Source organism: Pseudomonas ceruminis (assembly GCF_021602025.1).
Lineage (GTDB): Bacteria > Pseudomonadota > Gammaproteobacteria > Pseudomonadales > Pseudomonadaceae > Aquipseudomonas > Aquipseudomonas ceruminis.
Genome location: NZ_BQHW01000003.1, coordinates 62,018 through 78,259, shown reverse-complemented (window position 1 = coordinate 78,259; position 16,242 = coordinate 62,018). Strand labels below are relative to the sequence as shown.

Below are 16,242 nucleotides of genomic sequence, written 5' to 3'. Positions count from 1 at the left end.
AATGTCGCAATCCTCTTTCTGGCGTGCTGCTGCCTTGTCCAGCCTCCTGCTTGGCACCAGCGCAACGTGGGCCGGCGACGGCCATGACCATGGCGAAGCCGCTCCTGCCCCCGCAGCGGCCGCGCTTCCGCGCTTTGCCGCAGTTTCCGATGACTTCGAACTGGTGGGTGTGCTGAACGGCCAGCGTCTCACACTCTACCTCGACCATGCTGCCGACAACCGGCCGGTGACCAATGGCGAGCTGACCCTCGAGCTGGGTGGTCGACAGGTAAAGGTCAGCCCACACGGGGTTGGAGAGTTCGAGGCCGATCTGACTGAGCCGCTATCCGATGGCGAGACCTCAATCATGGCCACTGTTACTGCGCAGAGCCAATCGGACCTGTTGACTGGCGTTCTCGATGTTCATAGCGAAGACGCCGAACACGAGCATGCCGTCGCATCCGGCCGTGTGCTCGTACTAGGTGGCGGTGCCGCAGTCCTCGGCGTCGGTGTCCTAGCGTGGGCGCTGCGCAGACGTACACGCACCAACGGTGCACTGCGAGGTGCAGCATGAAGCGCAACTTCCGTTTCCTAATGACGACGGCCATGGCGGCTGCATTGGCTCTGGCTGCTCCCGCGTTCGCTCACGACGGTCACGACCACGGCGACGAAGCGCCGGCTGCGTCTTCCAATGGCCCCCAGCGCCAGCCTGATGGCAGCGTGTTTCTTCCGAAACCGTCACAACGTCAGATCGGTGTACGCACCCAGCTGATCAAGCAGGAGCCCTTGGCCCGCAGCCATGAACTGGCTGGCAAAGTAATCATGGACCCGACGACAGGCGGCAAGGTCCAGGCAATGGTAATGGGCCGGCTGGTGCCCGGGCCGGATGGTCTGCCGCAGATCGGCCAATCCGTGCGCAAGGGCCAGGTGCTGGCTTACATCGAACCGGCCAGCGGTGTGCTGGAGCGCTCAGGCCAGATGGCCCAGGTTGCCGAGCTGCGTGCGGGCCAAGCGCTCGCGCAGAAGCGCCTGGCCCGGCTGCGCGAGCTGTCGGAGACCGTGCCCCGCAAGGAGATCGAAGCAGCCGAAAGCGAAGTAAACAGCCTGACCGAACGCGCCCGCGCCTTGAGCGGGGGCCTCGCCGGCAGGGACGTACTAAAGGCCCCAGTCAGCGGCGTCATCGCATCCAGCCCCGCAGTTGCCGGGCAGGTCGTGGATGCGCGCGAACTGGTGTTTGAGGTGGTCGATCCGACCCAACTGCGCATCGAGGCGCTTGCCTACGATCCGGCAATGGCACAGAACCTGGCCGGTGCTGCACTCGCAGTAGGCGGTCAGAAGGTGCCGCTGAGCTTCGTCGGGGCCGCCAGCAGCCTGCGCGAGCAGGCCCTGCCCATGCTGTTCAAGGGCACCAGCGAAAGCCTCTCGCGCTTGGCGGTCGGTATGCCGGTGGTGGTCTTCGTGCAAGAGGCGACGACGGTACCTGGCTACCGCGTGCCTTCCGGTGCGCTGATGAAGAACCCTGCCAACCAGAACATCGTCTGGGTCAAAGACCAGGCCGAGCGCTTCGAGCCACGTGTCGTGAACATCACTCCTTTGGATGGTGCATCCATCGCTGTCACTTCGGGCCTGGCGGACGGCGACCGCGTGGTTGTCGAGGGCGCGTCCCTGATCAATCAAGTTCGTTGAGGGGCACCATTCCATGTTCAAGTGGCTTCTCGAAAATAGCTTACGAAACCGGCTCCTGGTCATCATCGGGGCGCTGGTGCTGATGGCGTATGGCGCGTTCACCCTGACGCGCACGCCGGTAGATGTCTTTCCCGATCTCAACAAGCCGACCGTCACTCTCATGACGGAGGCTGGCGGCATGGCTGCCGAAGAAGTCGAGCAGCTCATCACGTTCCCGCTCGAAACGGCCATGAACGGCCTGCCCAGCGTCGAAAGCGTGCGCTCGGTCTCCAGCGCCGGGCTTTCCTTCATCTACGTGACATTTGACTGGAAGACAGACATCTTCCGGGCGCGCCAGATGGTCTCCGAACGCCTGACGTCCATGGAGGAAGGGCTAGCCCCGGGCGTGACGCCCACGATGGGGCCAATCAGCTCAGTGATGGGCGAGATCATGCAGATTGCAATCCCCATCGGTGCCAAGCCCTCAGGGCAGAAGAACGCAGCCCCGCCGCTGTCGGCCATGGACACGCGCGAGTACGCGGACTGGGTGTTACGCCCCCGGCTGATGGCCATACCTGGCGTTGCCCAAGTCATCCCGATCGGAGGCGAGGTCCGTCAGTTCCAGGTCCAGCCCAACACCACGCGAATGTCAGAGCTGGGCGTGACTGCGTCCGATCTGGATGCGGCTCTCAAGGGCTTCTCCGCGAACACTTCCGGCGGCTTCCTGGAGATCAATGGCCGCGAGTACCTGATCCGCAACCTGGGCCGCACGTCCCGACTCGACGACCTGCGTAACCTGCCTCTCGCGGTGCGTGCGGGCCAACCCATCCTGATCCACCAGGTCGCCGATGTTCAGTTTGCGCCAGCCATCAAGCGCGGCGATGCGGGCTTCGAGGGCCTGCCAGCCGTGATCCTGGGCATCCAAAAGCAGCCCACGGCCGATACGATTGCACTGACCCGCTCGATCGAGTCAGCGTTAGCGGACATGAAGGGCTCACTGCCGGCTGGCATGGCCGAGCCGCAAGTGACCTTCCGACAAGCCAACTTCATCGAGGCGTCCATCAGCACGCTGCAAGGCAAGCTCATCGGCGCATCGGTCTTCGTGGCGGTGATCCTGTTCTTCTTCCTGGGCACTTTGCGCCCCCTGGTGATCGCGTTGACCGCGATTCCTGCCTCGATCTTCGTGACCGGGCTGGTGTTCCACTATTTCGGCCTGTCAATCAACACCATGACGCTCGGTGGGCTGGCGATCGCCATCGGCGGTCTCGTGGACGATGCTGTGGTCGATGTGGAGAACATCATGCGGCGGCTCAAGGAGAACCGCGCCCGCCACCCTGAGAACCGGCTGACGCCCCTGGTCATCGTTGCCAGGGCCTCGATGGAGGTTCGCTCGGCGATTCTCTACGCCACGATGATCATTGTGCTGGTGTTCCTGCCCCTGTTCGCGCTGCCGGGGATGGAAGGGCGCTTGTTCGTGCCGCTGGGCATCGCTTTCATCGTCTCCACGCTAGCCTCGCTGCTGGTCTCTGTGACGGTCACTCCGGTGCTGTCGTACTACCTGCTGCCCAAGATGAGGACGCTGGACCATGGCGACACTCGGATTCTAGCCTGGCTTAAGGCGCGTTATCAGGGCGGCCTGCAGCGGGTCTTGCAGCGGCCGCGTGCCGCCCTTGGCATGGCCGCTGTGGCTGTCACACTGGCTGTCGCCGCGGTGCCATTCTTCCCGACCACGTTCCTGCCCCCGTTCAATGAAGGAACGTTGCTGGTGGGCCTGCGCCTGAATCCCGGTGTGACGCTGGCCGAATCTTCGGCGCTTGCCCAGCAAGCCGAGCTGCTGGTCGCGCAGGTGCCGGAGGTGCAGCACGTGGGCCGGCGCAGCGGACGGGCCGAGCTGGACGAGCATGCCGAAGGTGTGCATGTCAGTGAACTGGACGTGGGTCTGCTGCCTGCCTCAGAGCTAAAGCGCTCCATGGAGGAGATCACCGCCGACATCCGTTCGCGTCTGGCTCACTTGCCCGGCTCCATCGGCATTGGCCAGCCGATCTCGCACCGCATCGACCACATGTTGTCGGGGGTGCGCTCGCAGATCGCCATCAAGGTGTTCGGCGAGGACCTGGACGTCCTGCGCGGGCAGGCGGATCTGCTGCGCGCCAAGCTGGCCGGAATTCCGGGGCTTGCTGACCTGGAGATCGAAAAGCAGGTCCTTGCGCCGCAGATCAAAATCCGCGTGGATTATGCGGCGGCGGGACGCTACGGCGTGGCCGCACCGCAAATTCTGTCCACGCTACAAAGCCTGGTCGAAGGCGAAAAGATCACCGAGGTCATCGAGGGCAACCGCCGCTTCGCGCTGGTGGTTCGCCTGCCCGAGCAGGCGCGGTCGATTGAGGGCTTGAGCCGCATCCTCATCGACACGCCCATGGGTCGGGTCCCGTTGTCGCGCCTTGCCACCATCGAAGACAGCGACGGCCCCAACCAGGTCAGCCGCGACGATGGCCGTCGGCGCATAGTTTTGTCGGCCAACGCTCAGAGACGGCCGCTGTCCGAAGTAGTGGCCGACATACGCAGCGTCGTCCAAGAAGTGCGCTTGCCCGAAGGCTACTTCATCACGCTGGGCGGCCAGTTCCAGGCACAAGAGGAAGCCTCGCGACTGGTGGGCCTGCTGTCCATCGTCTCCCTGACGCTCATGTTCGTGGTGTTGTACACGCGCTACAAGTCGGTCGCCCTATCGGCGCTCATCATGGTGAACATTCCATTGGCCCTGGTCGGCGCCGTGCTGGGGCTGTGGCTGTCTGGCCAGCCGTTGTCCGTGGCCGCTCTGGTCGGCTTCATCACGCTCGCGGGTATTTCTGTGCGCAACGGCATCCTGAAGGTGAGCCACTACCTCAACCTCATGCGCATGGAGGGCGAGGACTTCGACCAGAAGATGATCGTGCGTGGCTCGCTCGAACGGCTTTCCCCGGTTCTGATGACCGCGCTGGTCACGGCCTTCGCACTGGCCCCGCTGTTGTTCGAGGCGTCACGACCCGGTACTGAGATCCTGCACCCCGTCGCGGTGGTGATCTTCTCGGGGCTGGTCAGCTCCACGCTGCTGGACACCTTCCTTACACCCGCCATGTTCTGGCTGTTCGGCCGCAAGCCTGCCGAACGCCTGCTGGACGACCGCGACGCGGGGGCATTCTGATGCAACGCCTTCTGTCACCCGATTTCAACCACCGTAACCCTATAGGAGCTTTCATGTCTGTTCGATTTCGTTCCCTCACGGCTGGCACCGCCCTCGCCCTGGCATCCGTCACCGCCTTCGCCGCAGGCGACCATGACCACGCGCATGACCACAAGCCGCTGCATGGTGGCGTCGTGACCGAAGTCCGGGACGTGGACTACGAGTTGGTCGTTCAGCCCGCAGCAGCGCAACTCTACCTGCGCGACCACGGCAAGCAGGTCAACGTAAGCAACACCAAAGCCAAGCTCACGCTGTTGACCGGCTCACAAAAGCAGGAGGTGCAACTCACGCCTGCCGCGGACGGAAGCCGCCTCGAAGGCAGCGGGACCTTCGCCGCAGCCAAGGGCACGAAGGCCGTTGTCCAAGTCGAACGTGGGGGCAATACCGCGAGCGCCCGGTTCGTTCTTCCGTAGTGTTCAACGTGATCGTCAGGGAACGAGCTGTAATCTGGCGACCACCTGACAAAAGGCGCGACATAGGCGCTCACTATTTCCTCAAAAACTTTGGAGATGTAAATCATGGACATGCATTTCGACGTCATTGTTATCGGTGCCGGCCCTGGCGGATACATCGCGGCCATTCGCGCTGCCCAATTAGGCATGAAGGTCGCTTGTGTAGATGCCTGGAAGAACAAGGACGGAAAGCCAGCACCTGGCGGTACCTGCAACAACATCGGTTGTATCCCTTCGAAAGCGCTACTGCAGTCGTCAGAGAACTTTGAACAAGCCAAGCACCACTTTGGCACGCACGGCATCTCCACGGGTGATCTGCGCATGGATGTGACCACGATGCTGGAACGTAAGAATCAGGTGGTGAAGTCCAGCAACGAAGGCATCCTTTATCTGTTCCGCAAAAACAAGGTCCAGTTCTTCAACGGCCTGGCGTCTTTCACCAGGACTGTCGATGGTGGCTTCGAGGTGAGCGTCGCCGCCGATGAGGCTGTTACCTTGGTGGGCAAGCAGATCATCGTTGCCACAGGCTCCAACGTGCGGCCGCTCCCCAACCTACCGTTCGATGAGCGGGTCGTGCTCTCCAACGACGGCGCGCTGAACATCGCGGCCGTGCCCAATCGGTTGACCGTCATCGGTGCCGGCGTGATCGGCCTGGAGCTGGGCTCCGTTTGGCGCCGCCTGGGGGCGGATGTCACGATCCTCGAAGGCTTGCCCAGCTTCCTGCCAATCGTCGACCAAGCCATCGCCAAGGAGGCGAAGAAGGCGTTCGACAAGCAAGCCCTGAAGATCGAACTAGGTGCGAAGGTTCGCGAAGTCAATGCAACCGAGGCCGGCGTGACTATTCACTACACCGACAGCCAGGGCCAGACGCAGTCCTTGCAGGCAGACAAAGTGATCGTGGCTATCGGCCGTGTGCCCAACACCGAAGGCCTGAATCCGGCCGCCGTGGGACTCCAACTGGATGAGCGCGGCGCCGTGGTGGTGGACGATGCATGCCGCACCAGTGTGCCCGGCATCTGGGCCATCGGTGACGTGGTGCGTGGCCCGATGTTGGCGCACAAGGCGGAAGAGGAAGGTGTCGCAGTGGCCGAGCGCATTGCCGGCCAGCACGGTCACGTCGATTTCAACACGATCCCCAACGTCATCTACACCAGCCCGGAGATTGCCTGGGTAGGCCGCACCGAGCAGCAGCTCAAAGAGCAGGGCACCGCCTATCGAATCGGTTCCTTCCCGTTCATGGCCAATGGCCGCGCGCGTGCACTGGGCGACACGACGGGCCTCGTCAAGGTGATCGCCGATTCTGCCACGGACGAGATACTCGGCGTGCATGTAGTCGGCCCGCAGGCCAGCGAACTGGTGGCCGAGGCCGTGATCGCCATGGCGTTCAAGGCCAGCAGCGAAGACATCGCCCGCATCTGCTTTGCCCATCCGACCCTCTCCGAGACGTTCAAAGAGGCCTCGCTGGCAGTGGACAAGCGCGCGCTCAACTTCTGATTGATCGGAAGCGGCATCCAAACCGCCTCACCGAACGCAGCTGCGGGCGGTGGGGCGCATATCGCCATGGAACGTAGGCCACGCTGCAACGGCATGCTATGCCCAACAGTTACTCGTCGTTGTGGTCTTCCGCGATGTGGGTGGCCATATCCAGCAGCACCTGGTTCACGTGCTTGTCCGCCACCTCATAGAAGATCTGTTTGGCCTGGCGCACGCCCTTGACCAGGCGAGCACCGCGCAGCAGCCGCAGGTGGTGGCTCACCAGCGACTGCGAGAGTTCGAGGGTTTCAGCGATATCCCCGACCGAGGATGAGCCCTTCATGCAGCACAGCATGATTCTCAGCCGGGACGGGTCACCCAGGAGGCGGAATGTCTCAGCCAAGATGGTCACGTCATTCTGTGACAGCGATTCCAAATTGGCGCTGGGATCCTTCGGTGGGGTACTGAATGGCTTACTTGTATTCATTTTTAAAATATTTCCTAACCTCGAATGGCTGTTTTCGCCCTTCAGAATTAACAAGGCAGCAGCCGCTTAGGCGCGCGCAGCAAAGAACCAGTGCGAGCCTGGCAGGCAAGGCCTCCGCTCCCCGTGCACCGGGTCATTTCTGAAACCTGACAGCATCCGAAAAAGCGCTTGACCTTCCCACGATGGTAAACCCTAAGCTCCCTCCATGTCGAATTTCAACTATGGGAAGCACACCATGAGCATGGCAACAACGAGTAGTGCTGGCGGCCAAGCAGCGGCAATCAGCCTGCCCATCGAGGGCATGACCTGCGCAAGCTGCGTCGGCCGAGTCGAGGCCGCCCTTGCCAAGGTCGAGGGCGTGGCAAGCGTGTCTGTCAATCTCGCCACCGAGCGAGCGGACATTCGCCTGAACCGTGCTGTCGATCGCATGGCGCTGATCCAGGCGATCGAGAAGGTAGGGTACGACGTGCCTCAGGGCACCATCGAGCTGGCGATCGGAGGCATGACCTGCGCTTCGTGCGTGGGCCGCGTCGAGAAGGCGCTCAAGGCGGTGCCGGGCGTCACTGAGGCTGTGGTCAATCTGGCGACCGAGCGCGCTACCGTGCGTGGTGTGGCATCCGTGCAGGATCTAATCGCGGCTGTCGATAAGGTCGGCTACGAGGCCAGCCCTGTCGATACCAGCATGCAGGCCGACGAGGAAGCCGCCGAGAAAAAGGACGCCGAGCGCGCCGAACTCAAGCGCGACCTGACCCTGGCCGCCGTGCTGGCGCTGCCTGTGTTCGTGCTCGAAATGGGCTCGCACATGATTCCCGGCATGCACGAGTGGGTGGCTTCCACCATCGGCATCCAGCAGAGCTGGTATCTGCAGTTCGTGCTGACCCTGCTGGTGCTCGCCATTCCGGGCTGGCGCTTCTACGAGAAGGGCTTCCCGGCGCTGTTCCGCCTGGGTCCCGACATGAACTCGCTGGTCGCGGTCGGCACGGCCGCGGCCTTCGGCTATTCGATGGTCGCCACGTTCGCGCCCAGTCTGCTGCCGGCCGGCACGGTGAACGTGTACTACGAGGCGGCCGCCGTCATCGTGGCGCTGATCCTGCTGGGCCGCTTTCTTGAGGCACGGGCCAAGGGCCGCACCTCCGAGGCCATCAAGCGCCTGGTCGGCCTACAGGCCAAGGAGGCGCACGTGCTGCGCGACGGCCGCATCGTGGACATCCCGATCAACGACGTGGCGCAGGGCGACATCGTGGAAGTGCGCCCCGGCGAGCGCGTGCCGGTCGATGGTGAAGTGACCGAGGGCCGCAGCTTCGTGGACGAGTCGATGATCACCGGCGAGCCGATTCCCGTCGAAAAGGCGGAAGGCAGCACCGTGGTCGGCGGCACCGTCAACCAGAAGGGTGCGCTGACGCTGCGTGCCACCGCCGTGGGCGGTCAGACCATGCTGGCGCAGATCATCCGCATGGTCGAGCAGGCGCAAGGTTCCAAGCTGCCGATCCAGGCCGTGGTGGACAAGGTGACGCTGTGGTTCGTGCCCGCCGTCATGCTGGCCGCCGTGCTGACCTTCCTGGTCTGGCTGGTGTTCGGCCCGTCGCCCGCGCTGTCCTTCGCGCTGGTCAATGCCGTGGCGGTGCTGATCATTGCCTGCCCGTGCGCCATGGGTCTGGCGACGCCGACCTCCATCATGGTCGGCACGGGCCGGGGCGCTGAGATGGGCGTGCTGTTCCGCAAGGGTGAAGCCCTGCAACTGCTCAAGGACGCCAAGGTGGTGGCCGTGGACAAGACCGGCACGCTGACCGAGGGCCGCCCGGTCCTGACCGACCTGGAGATTGCCGACGGCTTTGACCGCAACCAGGTGCTGGCGAAGGTCGCCGCCGTGGAATCGCGCTCGGAGCATCCGATCGCACGCGCCATCGTCGAGTCGGCCGTGGAAGGTGGCATCGCGCTGCCGACGATGACAGACTTCGATTCGGTCACGGGCATGGGCGTGCGCGCCACCGTGGACGGCGCGCGTGTCGAGGTCGGTGCCGATCGCTTCATGCGTGAGCTGGGGTTGGACGTGGGCGGCTTCGCTCGCACGGCCGAGCGCCTAGGCAACGAGGGCAAGTCGCCGCTGTACGCCTCGATCGACGGCCGGCTGGCCGCCATCATCGCGGTGGCCGATCCGATCAAGTCCAGCACGCCCGCGGCCATTGCCGCGCTGCACCAGCTCGGCCTGAAGGTGGCGATGATCACCGGCGACAACGCGCGTACCGCGCAGGCCATCGCCAAGCAACTGGGCATCGACGAGGTGGTGGCCGAAGTGCTGCCCGAGGGCAAGGTCGAAGCCGTGCGCCGGCTGAAAGCCAGCCACGGCCAGATCGCCTACGTGGGCGACGGCATCAACGACGCCCCGGCGCTGGCCGAGGCCGACGTGGGCCTGGCCATCGGCACCGGCACCGACGTGGCGGTGGAGTCGGCCGACGTAGTGCTGATGTCGGGCAACCTGCAGGGCGTGCCCAACGCCATCGCGCTGTCCAAGGCGACCATCGGCAACATCCGCCAGAACCTGTTCTGGGCGTTTGGCTACAACACGGCCCTGATCCCGGTGGCCGCTGGCGTCCTGTACCCCGCATACGGTGTGCTGTTGTCGCCGATCTTCGCGGCTGGCGCGATGGCGCTGTCCAGCGTGTTCGTGCTCGGAAACGCGCTGCGCCTGCGCCGCTTCCAGCCGCCGCTGGCGGCGGATACCGCTCATTGAGAAAGGAGGAACACCATGAACATCGGTGAAGCATCCAAGGCCTCGAAGGTCTCGGCCAAAATGATCCGCTACTACGAGCAAATCGGTCTGATCCCTCCGGCTGACCGCACCGATTCGGGCTACCGCGCCTATACCCAGGACGACGTTCACCGGTTGCATTTCATCCGGCGTTCGCGCGACCTCGGCTTCTCGGTAGCCGAGATCACGGACTTGCTGGGACTGTGGAATGACAAGTCGCGCCAGAGTGCTGATGTAAAGCGTCTGGCCCAGCAACACATCGACGAGTTGGACCGGCGCATCGAGAGCATGCTGGAGATGGCCGCGACGCTCAAGGCGCTGATCCGGTGTTGCGCCGGCGACGAACGGCCCGACTGCCCGATCCTGCACACGCTGGAGCAGCCCGATACCAGTGACAACAAGCCCGAAGCGCGCACTGGCGCAGTGCCGCGCCGCGCGCGAGCCAACGCAGCAGGAAAAAAGCCGCGTGCGCACTGAGCAGCCAGGAGAGATATGCCCAAAATCACAGTCTTGCCCCATCCTGAACTGGCTCCCGAGGGAGCCGAACTGAACGTGCCAGCAGGCACTTCGATCTGCGAGGCCCTGCTGGACAACGGCATCGAGATCGAGCATGCCTGCGACATGAGCTGTGCCTGCACGACCTGTCACTGCATCGTGCGCAAGGGGTTTAATTCTCTAAACGAAGTCGAGGAGTGCGAGGATGATCTGCTCGACCGGGCCTGGGGACTGGAGGCGCAGTCGCGGCTGAGCTGCCAGGCCATCGTTGCGACCGAAGACCTGACCGTCGAGATCCCCAAGTACACGATCAACCATGCCAAGGAGAACCACTAGGAGCCTGCGTGCTGCCTCAGGCGCACCGGCCTGCGGCAGGGTTGCTCTGGCAGATGGAGGACTGACGGCATTGCAGCCAGATAACCAACCCGTGGGCCAGACCAACCCGCGAGCCAGGTGTCTACACTCCCTTTGCACGGTCGTCGGTTAGGCTGGAAAGGTCATCAACGTCCTTAAATCCGTGACGGCCGGCCCATGGAAAGTCACACAGGAGAAGTCCTGCATGTCTGCGCCCAAGCTAGCCACGCTCTACCGAATGGTCATGCCCGGCCATACCTGCCCCTACGGGCTGAAGTCGCTCGATCTGCTCAAACGCAAGGGCTACGAGGTCGAGGACAAACACTTGGCGAGCCGCGAGCAGACGGATGCGTTCAAGAAGGAGCATGGCGTCGAGACCACGCCCCAGGTCTTCATAAACGGGCGGCGCGTGGGCGGCTACGACGACCTACGCAAATTCTTCGGCATGTCCGTGAAGGACAAGAACGCCGTGACCTACACCCCTGTGATCGCGCTGTTCGCCATGGCGGCCGCGATGGCGCTGGCGGCGAGCTGGGCGGCCTTCGGCCAGCTCTGGAGCATTCAGGCGGCAGAGTGGCTCGTGGCCTTTGCCATGTGTCTCCTGGCGCTGCAGAAGCTCAAGGACGTGGACGGCTTCGCGACGATGTTCCTCAACTACGACCTGCTGGCCAAGCGCTGGGTTCGGTATGCCTATTTCTACCCGTTCGCGGAGGCCATCGCAGGCGTCCTGATGGTCGCGGGCGTGGGGATGTGGGTGTCGATTCCGTTGGCGCTGTTCATCGGGACCGTCGGGGCCGTGTCGGTTTTCAAGGCGGTCTATGTCGATCGCCGGGAACTCAAGTGCGCCTGCGTGGGCGGGGACAGCAACGTGCCGCTGGACTTCGTGTCCCTGACCGAGAACCTGATGATGGTGGCGATGGCCCTGTGGATGTGGGCCAAGGTCGCCTACCTTGGGATGCACTGAGCGCCGCGCCAGATATGGCGCAGCGCACGTGCTCGCATCGGCCGTCCTGTGTGCATGCCGGCCACGACGCGGTGTTACTGCGCGCGCGGCGGGAAGCCAGCTTCGCTCAGGGCCGCGGCGATCTGCTCTTGCGAGGCCGAGGTCTGGACCTCGACACGGCGGGTCGGCGGGTCCGTAACGATCTTGGCGTTGGGGTCGATCGTTTGGATCGTTTTCGTCACAGTGCGGGCGCAGCCGCCGCAGGTCATGTCTTCGAGATGGAATTGCATGGAAAACTCCTTTCGGGTTGGGATGCTTAAAGTTTGATCCTTGCCACGGTTGGAAGGTCAAGCGCTATTTGCATCCCCGCCACACCAACCTGCCGAATGTTCATAGGGGCAAGGCCGTGGTGCTCTTCACGCGGTCCAGCACGAAGCTGGTCTTGCAGTCTTGCACGCTGGGGTGCTTGAGCAGCGTATCGAGCACGAAGCGGGAGTAGTGGGCCATATCTCTGACGACCACCCGCAACAGGTAGTCCATGTCGCCGGTCAGCGCGTGGCACTCCACCACCTCGGGCCAGTTCTGAACCGACGCGCGGAACACGTCCATGGGGTTGCGCTTGTGCGAATCAGAGTGCTTTTCGAGGCGCACGTTCAGGTAGGCCGTGAGGGTGAGGCCGATGCGTTCGGGGTGCACCAGGGCCACATAGCCGGCGATGACGCCAGCCTCTTCGAGGCGGCGCACCCGCCTCAGCGTGGCCGAGGACGACAGGCTTGCGTGTTCGGCCAGTTCGTCGAAGGTGGACCTTCCATTGCGTTGCAATGCATCAATAAGGCGTCTATCCGTACCATCAAGGACTATTTCTGTGCTCATTTCTTTCACCACGCAGGAATCAGGCATCAAGAAGTCTATTTGCAATTGATTTTGCAGAAATGATGTGCGGGCTTTTTCTTACCATCTAGGGTGTCCAGATTTCCACCCCAAACCCAAGAGAGACACCCCTGATGACCGACCTTTTTGACAACCCGATGGGCCTGTGCGGCTTTGAATTCGTCGAGTTCGCCTCGCCGACGCCCGGCGTGCTGGAGCCGCTGTTCGAGAAGCTCGGCTTCACCGAGGTGGCCCGGCATCGCTCCAAGGACGTATCGCTCTACCGCCAGGGCGACATCAACTTCATCGTCAACCGCGAGCCTAAAAGCCAGGCGGCGTATTTCGCGGGCGAGCACGGCCCCAGCCCCTGCGGGCTGGCGTTCCGCGTCAAGGATTCGCACAAGGCCTACCACCGCGCGCTGGAGCTGGGCGCGCAGCCGATGGACATTCCCACTGGCCCGATGGAGTTGCGCCTACCGGCGATCAAGGGCATCGGCGGCGCGCCGCTGTACCTGATCGATCGCTTCGAGGACGGCAAGTCCATCTACGACATCGACTTCGAATTCCTACCCGGTGTGGATCGCCGTCCCAAAGGCCACGGCTTCTCGATCGTCGATCACCTCACACACAACGTCTATCGCGGCCGCATGACGTACTGGGCCGACTTCTACACGAAGTTCTTCAACTTCCAGGAGATCCGCTACTTCGACATCAACGGCGAGTACACCGGCCTGGCTTCCAAGGCGATGAGCGCGCCGGACGGCCTGATCCGCATCCCGCTGAACGAGGAAGCACGCCAGGGCGGCGGCCAGATTGAGGAATTCTTGATGCAGTTCAGCGGCGAGGGCATCCAGCACATCGCCCTGCTGTGCGACAACCTACTCGATGCGCTCGACCGCGTGCAGATGGCCGGTATCCCGCTGCTGACCGCCCCCAACGACATCTATTACGCAAACTTGGAAAAGCGCCTGCCCGGCCATGGCCAGCCCGTGCCCGAGTTGCAGGCGCGCGGCATTCTGCTCGACGGCACGACCGAAGGCGGCCAGCCCCGCCTGCTGCTGCAGATATTCTCCGAGCCGCTGCTTGGCCCGGTGTTCTTCGAGTTCATCGAGCGCAAGGGCAACTACCGCGAGGGCTTCGGCGAAGGAAACTTCGGCGCCTTGTTCGAGTCGATGGAACGCGACCAGATCAACCGTGGCTCGTTGGAAATCAACCCGGCCTGATTTGGGCTTTTCCATGAAGGCAGAGCGCCTTCGGTCCTACATCTCGCGAGCCCCTCTGTGGGCTCGCGCTACTTTGGCGTCAGTACGGCCTTAGCCGCTCAAGCATTGAGCGGGTTGGGTTCGGCGTCACGTTCCGAAACAGTTGCTACCACTCTTGACTTGAGTTAATACATGAACATATGTATTCTTATTCAGATACACCGATGGCCTTTTTCCTCGCCCTGAAGAGGGACCCAGCACTACCTCGCCCCCTCTAAGCGCACTTCGGCAGCAATGCGCCGTGGCCAACCCAATGACCAGGATTGCTGAAGGACGTGCCCATGGAACTTCGTCATTTGCGCTGCTTCGTGGCTCTCGCCGAAGAGCTGCATTTCACCCGTGCTGCGGAGCGCTTGCACATCGAGCAGCCGCCGCTGTCCCGCACGATCAAGGAATTGGAAGACGAACTGGGGGTGCTGCTCTTTGACCGCGATCGGCGGGGAACGCGGTTGACGCCAGCGGGTACCACCTTCCTTCAGGACATTCGCCGGCTGTTCACCAACCTGGAGCAGGCACGAGAAAACGTCAGGGCGATCGCCGCAGGCCTAAGAGGCAGCGTGCGCATCGCCATCTCCGATGGCGCCATCGACCCGCGGCTGTCTGCACTTCTTGCCCTGTGCCGCCAGGAGGAGCCGGAGATCGAAATACGGCTCTCCGAGGTCACCCTGGCGGAACAGTTGCGGGGGCTGCGATCCGGCGACTTCGCGATCGGTTTCGCACACACTGCGGACGTCGGCGACGGACTGGTGACGGAGCCCATCTGGCAGGACCCGCTGGTGGTGACCTTGCCGATCCGGCACCCGTTGCTGGCCCACAAGGAAGTGTCGCTACGTGAACTCGTGAGTTACCCGCTGGTGATGTGCGATCCGCAGCTTTGCGAGGGCTACTGCCGCGAATTGACCCGGCTGCTACATCCCCTGGAGCGCGAGTCCACCATCGTTGAGCATGTCTCGTCGCTGGACATGATGCTCACGTTGGTCGGAGCTGGTTACGGCATCGGCTTCGCAACGGCGACCCGAATCGCGGTATGCCAACGTCCCGACGTGGTGATCCGGCCGTTGGCGCTCGATTCGGCCGTCATCATCACCTACCTGCTTCGGCCCGAAGGCGGTAGCGGACTATCCGTTCCCGTAGAGCGCTTCATCGAGCGTTTGCGTTCGCCAAAGAGCGATTAGCTACGGCGCCTGCGCCACACCCGGCGTCACGCATCGCCCTGAAGGTAGAGGTTGCGCTCCGTGGCCGTCATCAGTTCGGCCGAGCTGATCTTGAGAGCCAGGGAAATTTTTAGAATGAGAGCGAGTGTCGGCATGTGCTCGCCGCGCTCAATCTTGCCCATGTGCGAACGCGCGATCCCCGCCAAGCCCGCGAACTCATCCTGAGCAATCCCCTGATCCAGGCGAGCGGCTCGCACCGCTTGCCCGAACGCCAACGCCGGTGCGGACTCATAGGTGGTTACTCCGGCGGGCCGTCCAGGCCGAATAGTGCGCTTCTGCATTCGCAGAAGCGTCATGGAATCACTGATCTTTAACCACGTTAAAGATATCTCTTTAGTATGATGTCGGTAGATCTTTTCGATCCCCTCCCGCCGCCTCTTTGGGGGTATCCATGCATGACGTCATCAGTCCGCCCCCGAATTTCACACTCGCCATAGCGCCAGGTGTACCGTCTTCACGGCTGTCGGCGCTGCTTGCACTGCAGCGAGCGCAGGAGCCGGGCGTCGCGATGGCCGTGCGTGAAGTTTCGGATCAAGAGTTGATGACGGGCCTGCAGGAGGGCCGCTACGACGCGGGACTATCTCTTAGCGGTGCGGGGGATCACCTGACGAGTAGCCGGAGGCTATGGTGCGAAAGCATGGCCGTTGCGATACCACCGCGGTCCCGCTTAGTTAACCAGGCGAAGCTCACCATCTCAGATCTTCAGGATTATCCAATCTATCGCTGGCGGGTGGAGGCTTGCCCCTTGCTGGACGAGAGGTTGGCCTCCCTCATGCCAGTGGACCAAGAGAACATCCTGTCTGCAACTTCATTCGAGATGATGGCGCTGTGGGTCTCATCCGGCTACGGCATCGGCGTATGCGCGCAATCGCGCATCGAGCGTGCCCATCAATGGGGGATCGGCATGCGACCGCTCGCCGATGGCCCCTACAATATCGTGACGTACCTCCAACGGCCCCACGCGCAAGCCGATTCTGCTGCCAAGCGGTTCGAGCGTAGAGCGCTACAGATTGCTGGGGAAGGTGCAAGGTGATGGGCCTACGGCCGGAAGCGTCATCCCGGCCATAGGCTGACCCGTG

16 protein-coding genes are annotated in these 16,242 nt (G+C 63.0%); 12 read left to right on the top strand and 4 right to left on the bottom strand.

Features of this window, described 5'->3' with window-relative positions:
- Position 1: 1 nt before the first annotated feature.
- The 5 genes from L6D80_RS04535 to lpdA all read left to right on the top strand — a co-directional run bounded on the left by L6D80_RS04535 (position 2) and on the right by lpdA (position 6,810).
- Positions 2-553 carry a hypothetical protein gene (locus L6D80_RS04535; protein ID WP_039016763.1) on the top strand — a complete coding sequence of 184 codons (552 nt, stop codon included), beginning with the start codon at positions 2-4 and terminating at the stop codon, positions 551-553.
- On the top strand, positions 550-1,665 hold the full coding sequence (locus L6D80_RS04530) for an efflux RND transporter periplasmic adaptor subunit (protein WP_003821159.1): 1,116 nt from the start codon (positions 550-552) through the stop codon (positions 1,663-1,665). Before L6D80_RS04535 ends, L6D80_RS04530 begins: the two co-directional genes overlap by 4 nt.
- A gap of 13 nt (positions 1,666-1,678) precedes the next feature.
- On the top strand, positions 1,679-4,825 hold the full coding sequence (locus tag L6D80_RS04525) for an efflux RND transporter permease subunit (protein ID WP_039016762.1): 3,147 nt from the start codon (positions 1,679-1,681) through the stop codon (positions 4,823-4,825).
- A gap of 53 nt (positions 4,826-4,878) precedes the next feature.
- Positions 4,879-5,277 carry a hypothetical protein gene (locus L6D80_RS04520; protein WP_015912828.1) on the top strand — a complete coding sequence of 133 codons (399 nt, stop codon included), beginning with the start codon at positions 4,879-4,881 and terminating at the stop codon, positions 5,275-5,277.
- 105 nt (positions 5,278-5,382) lie between these two features.
- On the top strand, positions 5,383-6,810 hold the full coding sequence (lpdA, locus tag L6D80_RS04515; RefSeq protein WP_003821161.1) for a dihydrolipoyl dehydrogenase: 1,428 nt from the start codon (positions 5,383-5,385) through the stop codon (positions 6,808-6,810).
- 109 nt (positions 6,811-6,919) lie between these two features.
- On the opposite strand, the gene L6D80_RS04510 is transcribed toward lpdA, so the two are convergent.
- Positions 6,920-7,276, bottom strand: coding sequence for an ArsR/SmtB family transcription factor (locus L6D80_RS04510; RefSeq protein ID WP_003821162.1), 357 nt, complete (start codon positions 7,274-7,276; stop codon positions 6,920-6,922).
- Positions 7,277-7,511: 235 nt separating this feature from the next.
- Between L6D80_RS04510 and L6D80_RS04505 the strand changes: the two genes are divergently transcribed.
- From L6D80_RS04505 to L6D80_RS04490, 4 genes are all read left to right on the top strand, one after another.
- Complete coding sequence (locus L6D80_RS04505) at positions 7,512-10,007, top strand: heavy metal translocating P-type ATPase (protein ID WP_033471058.1); 2,496 nt, start codon at positions 7,512-7,514, stop codon at positions 10,005-10,007.
- Positions 10,008-10,022: 15 nt separating this feature from the next.
- Positions 10,023-10,502, top strand: coding sequence for a Cu(I)-responsive transcriptional regulator (gene cueR, locus L6D80_RS04500; RefSeq protein ID WP_003821164.1), 480 nt, complete (start codon positions 10,023-10,025; stop codon positions 10,500-10,502).
- Between the two features lie 15 nt (positions 10,503-10,517).
- A complete protein-coding gene (gene fdx / locus L6D80_RS04495; protein ID WP_003821165.1) occupies positions 10,518-10,856 on the top strand; it encodes an ISC system 2Fe-2S type ferredoxin in 339 nt (112 codons plus the stop codon).
- A 223-nt stretch (positions 10,857-11,079) separates the two neighbouring features.
- Positions 11,080-11,838, top strand: a complete 759-nt coding sequence (locus L6D80_RS04490) for a MauE/DoxX family redox-associated membrane protein (protein WP_017642570.1) — start codon at positions 11,080-11,082, stop codon at positions 11,836-11,838.
- 74 nt (positions 11,839-11,912) lie between these two features.
- Here the strand turns inward: L6D80_RS04490 and L6D80_RS04485 are convergent, their stop codons facing one another.
- Together L6D80_RS04485 and L6D80_RS04480 are read right to left on the bottom strand one after the other, a co-directional pair.
- Positions 11,913-12,107, bottom strand: a complete 195-nt coding sequence (locus L6D80_RS04485; RefSeq protein WP_003821167.1) for a heavy-metal-associated domain-containing protein — start codon at positions 12,105-12,107, stop codon at positions 11,913-11,915.
- 100 nt (positions 12,108-12,207) lie between these two features.
- Positions 12,208-12,690, bottom strand: coding sequence for an Lrp/AsnC family transcriptional regulator (locus L6D80_RS04480; protein ID WP_033471055.1), 483 nt, complete (start codon positions 12,688-12,690; stop codon positions 12,208-12,210).
- 131 nt (positions 12,691-12,821) lie between these two features.
- Here L6D80_RS04480 and hppD point away from each other — a divergent pair, with 131 nt between their 5' ends.
- Together hppD and L6D80_RS04470 are read left to right on the top strand one after the other, a co-directional pair.
- Positions 12,822-13,910 carry a 4-hydroxyphenylpyruvate dioxygenase gene (hppD, locus tag L6D80_RS04475; protein WP_003821169.1) on the top strand — a complete coding sequence of 363 codons (1,089 nt, stop codon included), beginning with the start codon at positions 12,822-12,824 and terminating at the stop codon, positions 13,908-13,910.
- Between the two features lie 320 nt (positions 13,911-14,230).
- Positions 14,231-15,124: a LysR family transcriptional regulator gene (locus L6D80_RS04470; RefSeq protein WP_003821171.1), complete on the top strand. Its 894-nt coding sequence runs from the start codon at positions 14,231-14,233 to the stop codon at positions 15,122-15,124.
- A gap of 26 nt (positions 15,125-15,150) precedes the next feature.
- Here the strand turns inward: L6D80_RS04470 and L6D80_RS04465 are convergent, their stop codons facing one another.
- Positions 15,151-15,459, bottom strand: coding sequence for a helix-turn-helix domain-containing protein (locus L6D80_RS04465; RefSeq protein WP_017642573.1), 309 nt, complete (start codon positions 15,457-15,459; stop codon positions 15,151-15,153).
- Positions 15,460-15,554: 95 nt separating this feature from the next.
- On the opposite strand from L6D80_RS04465, the gene L6D80_RS04460 reads away from it, so the two are divergent.
- Positions 15,555-16,196: a substrate-binding domain-containing protein gene (locus L6D80_RS04460; protein ID WP_023110687.1), complete on the top strand. Its 642-nt coding sequence runs from the start codon at positions 15,555-15,557 to the stop codon at positions 16,194-16,196.
- Positions 16,197-16,242 lie beyond the last annotated feature (46 nt).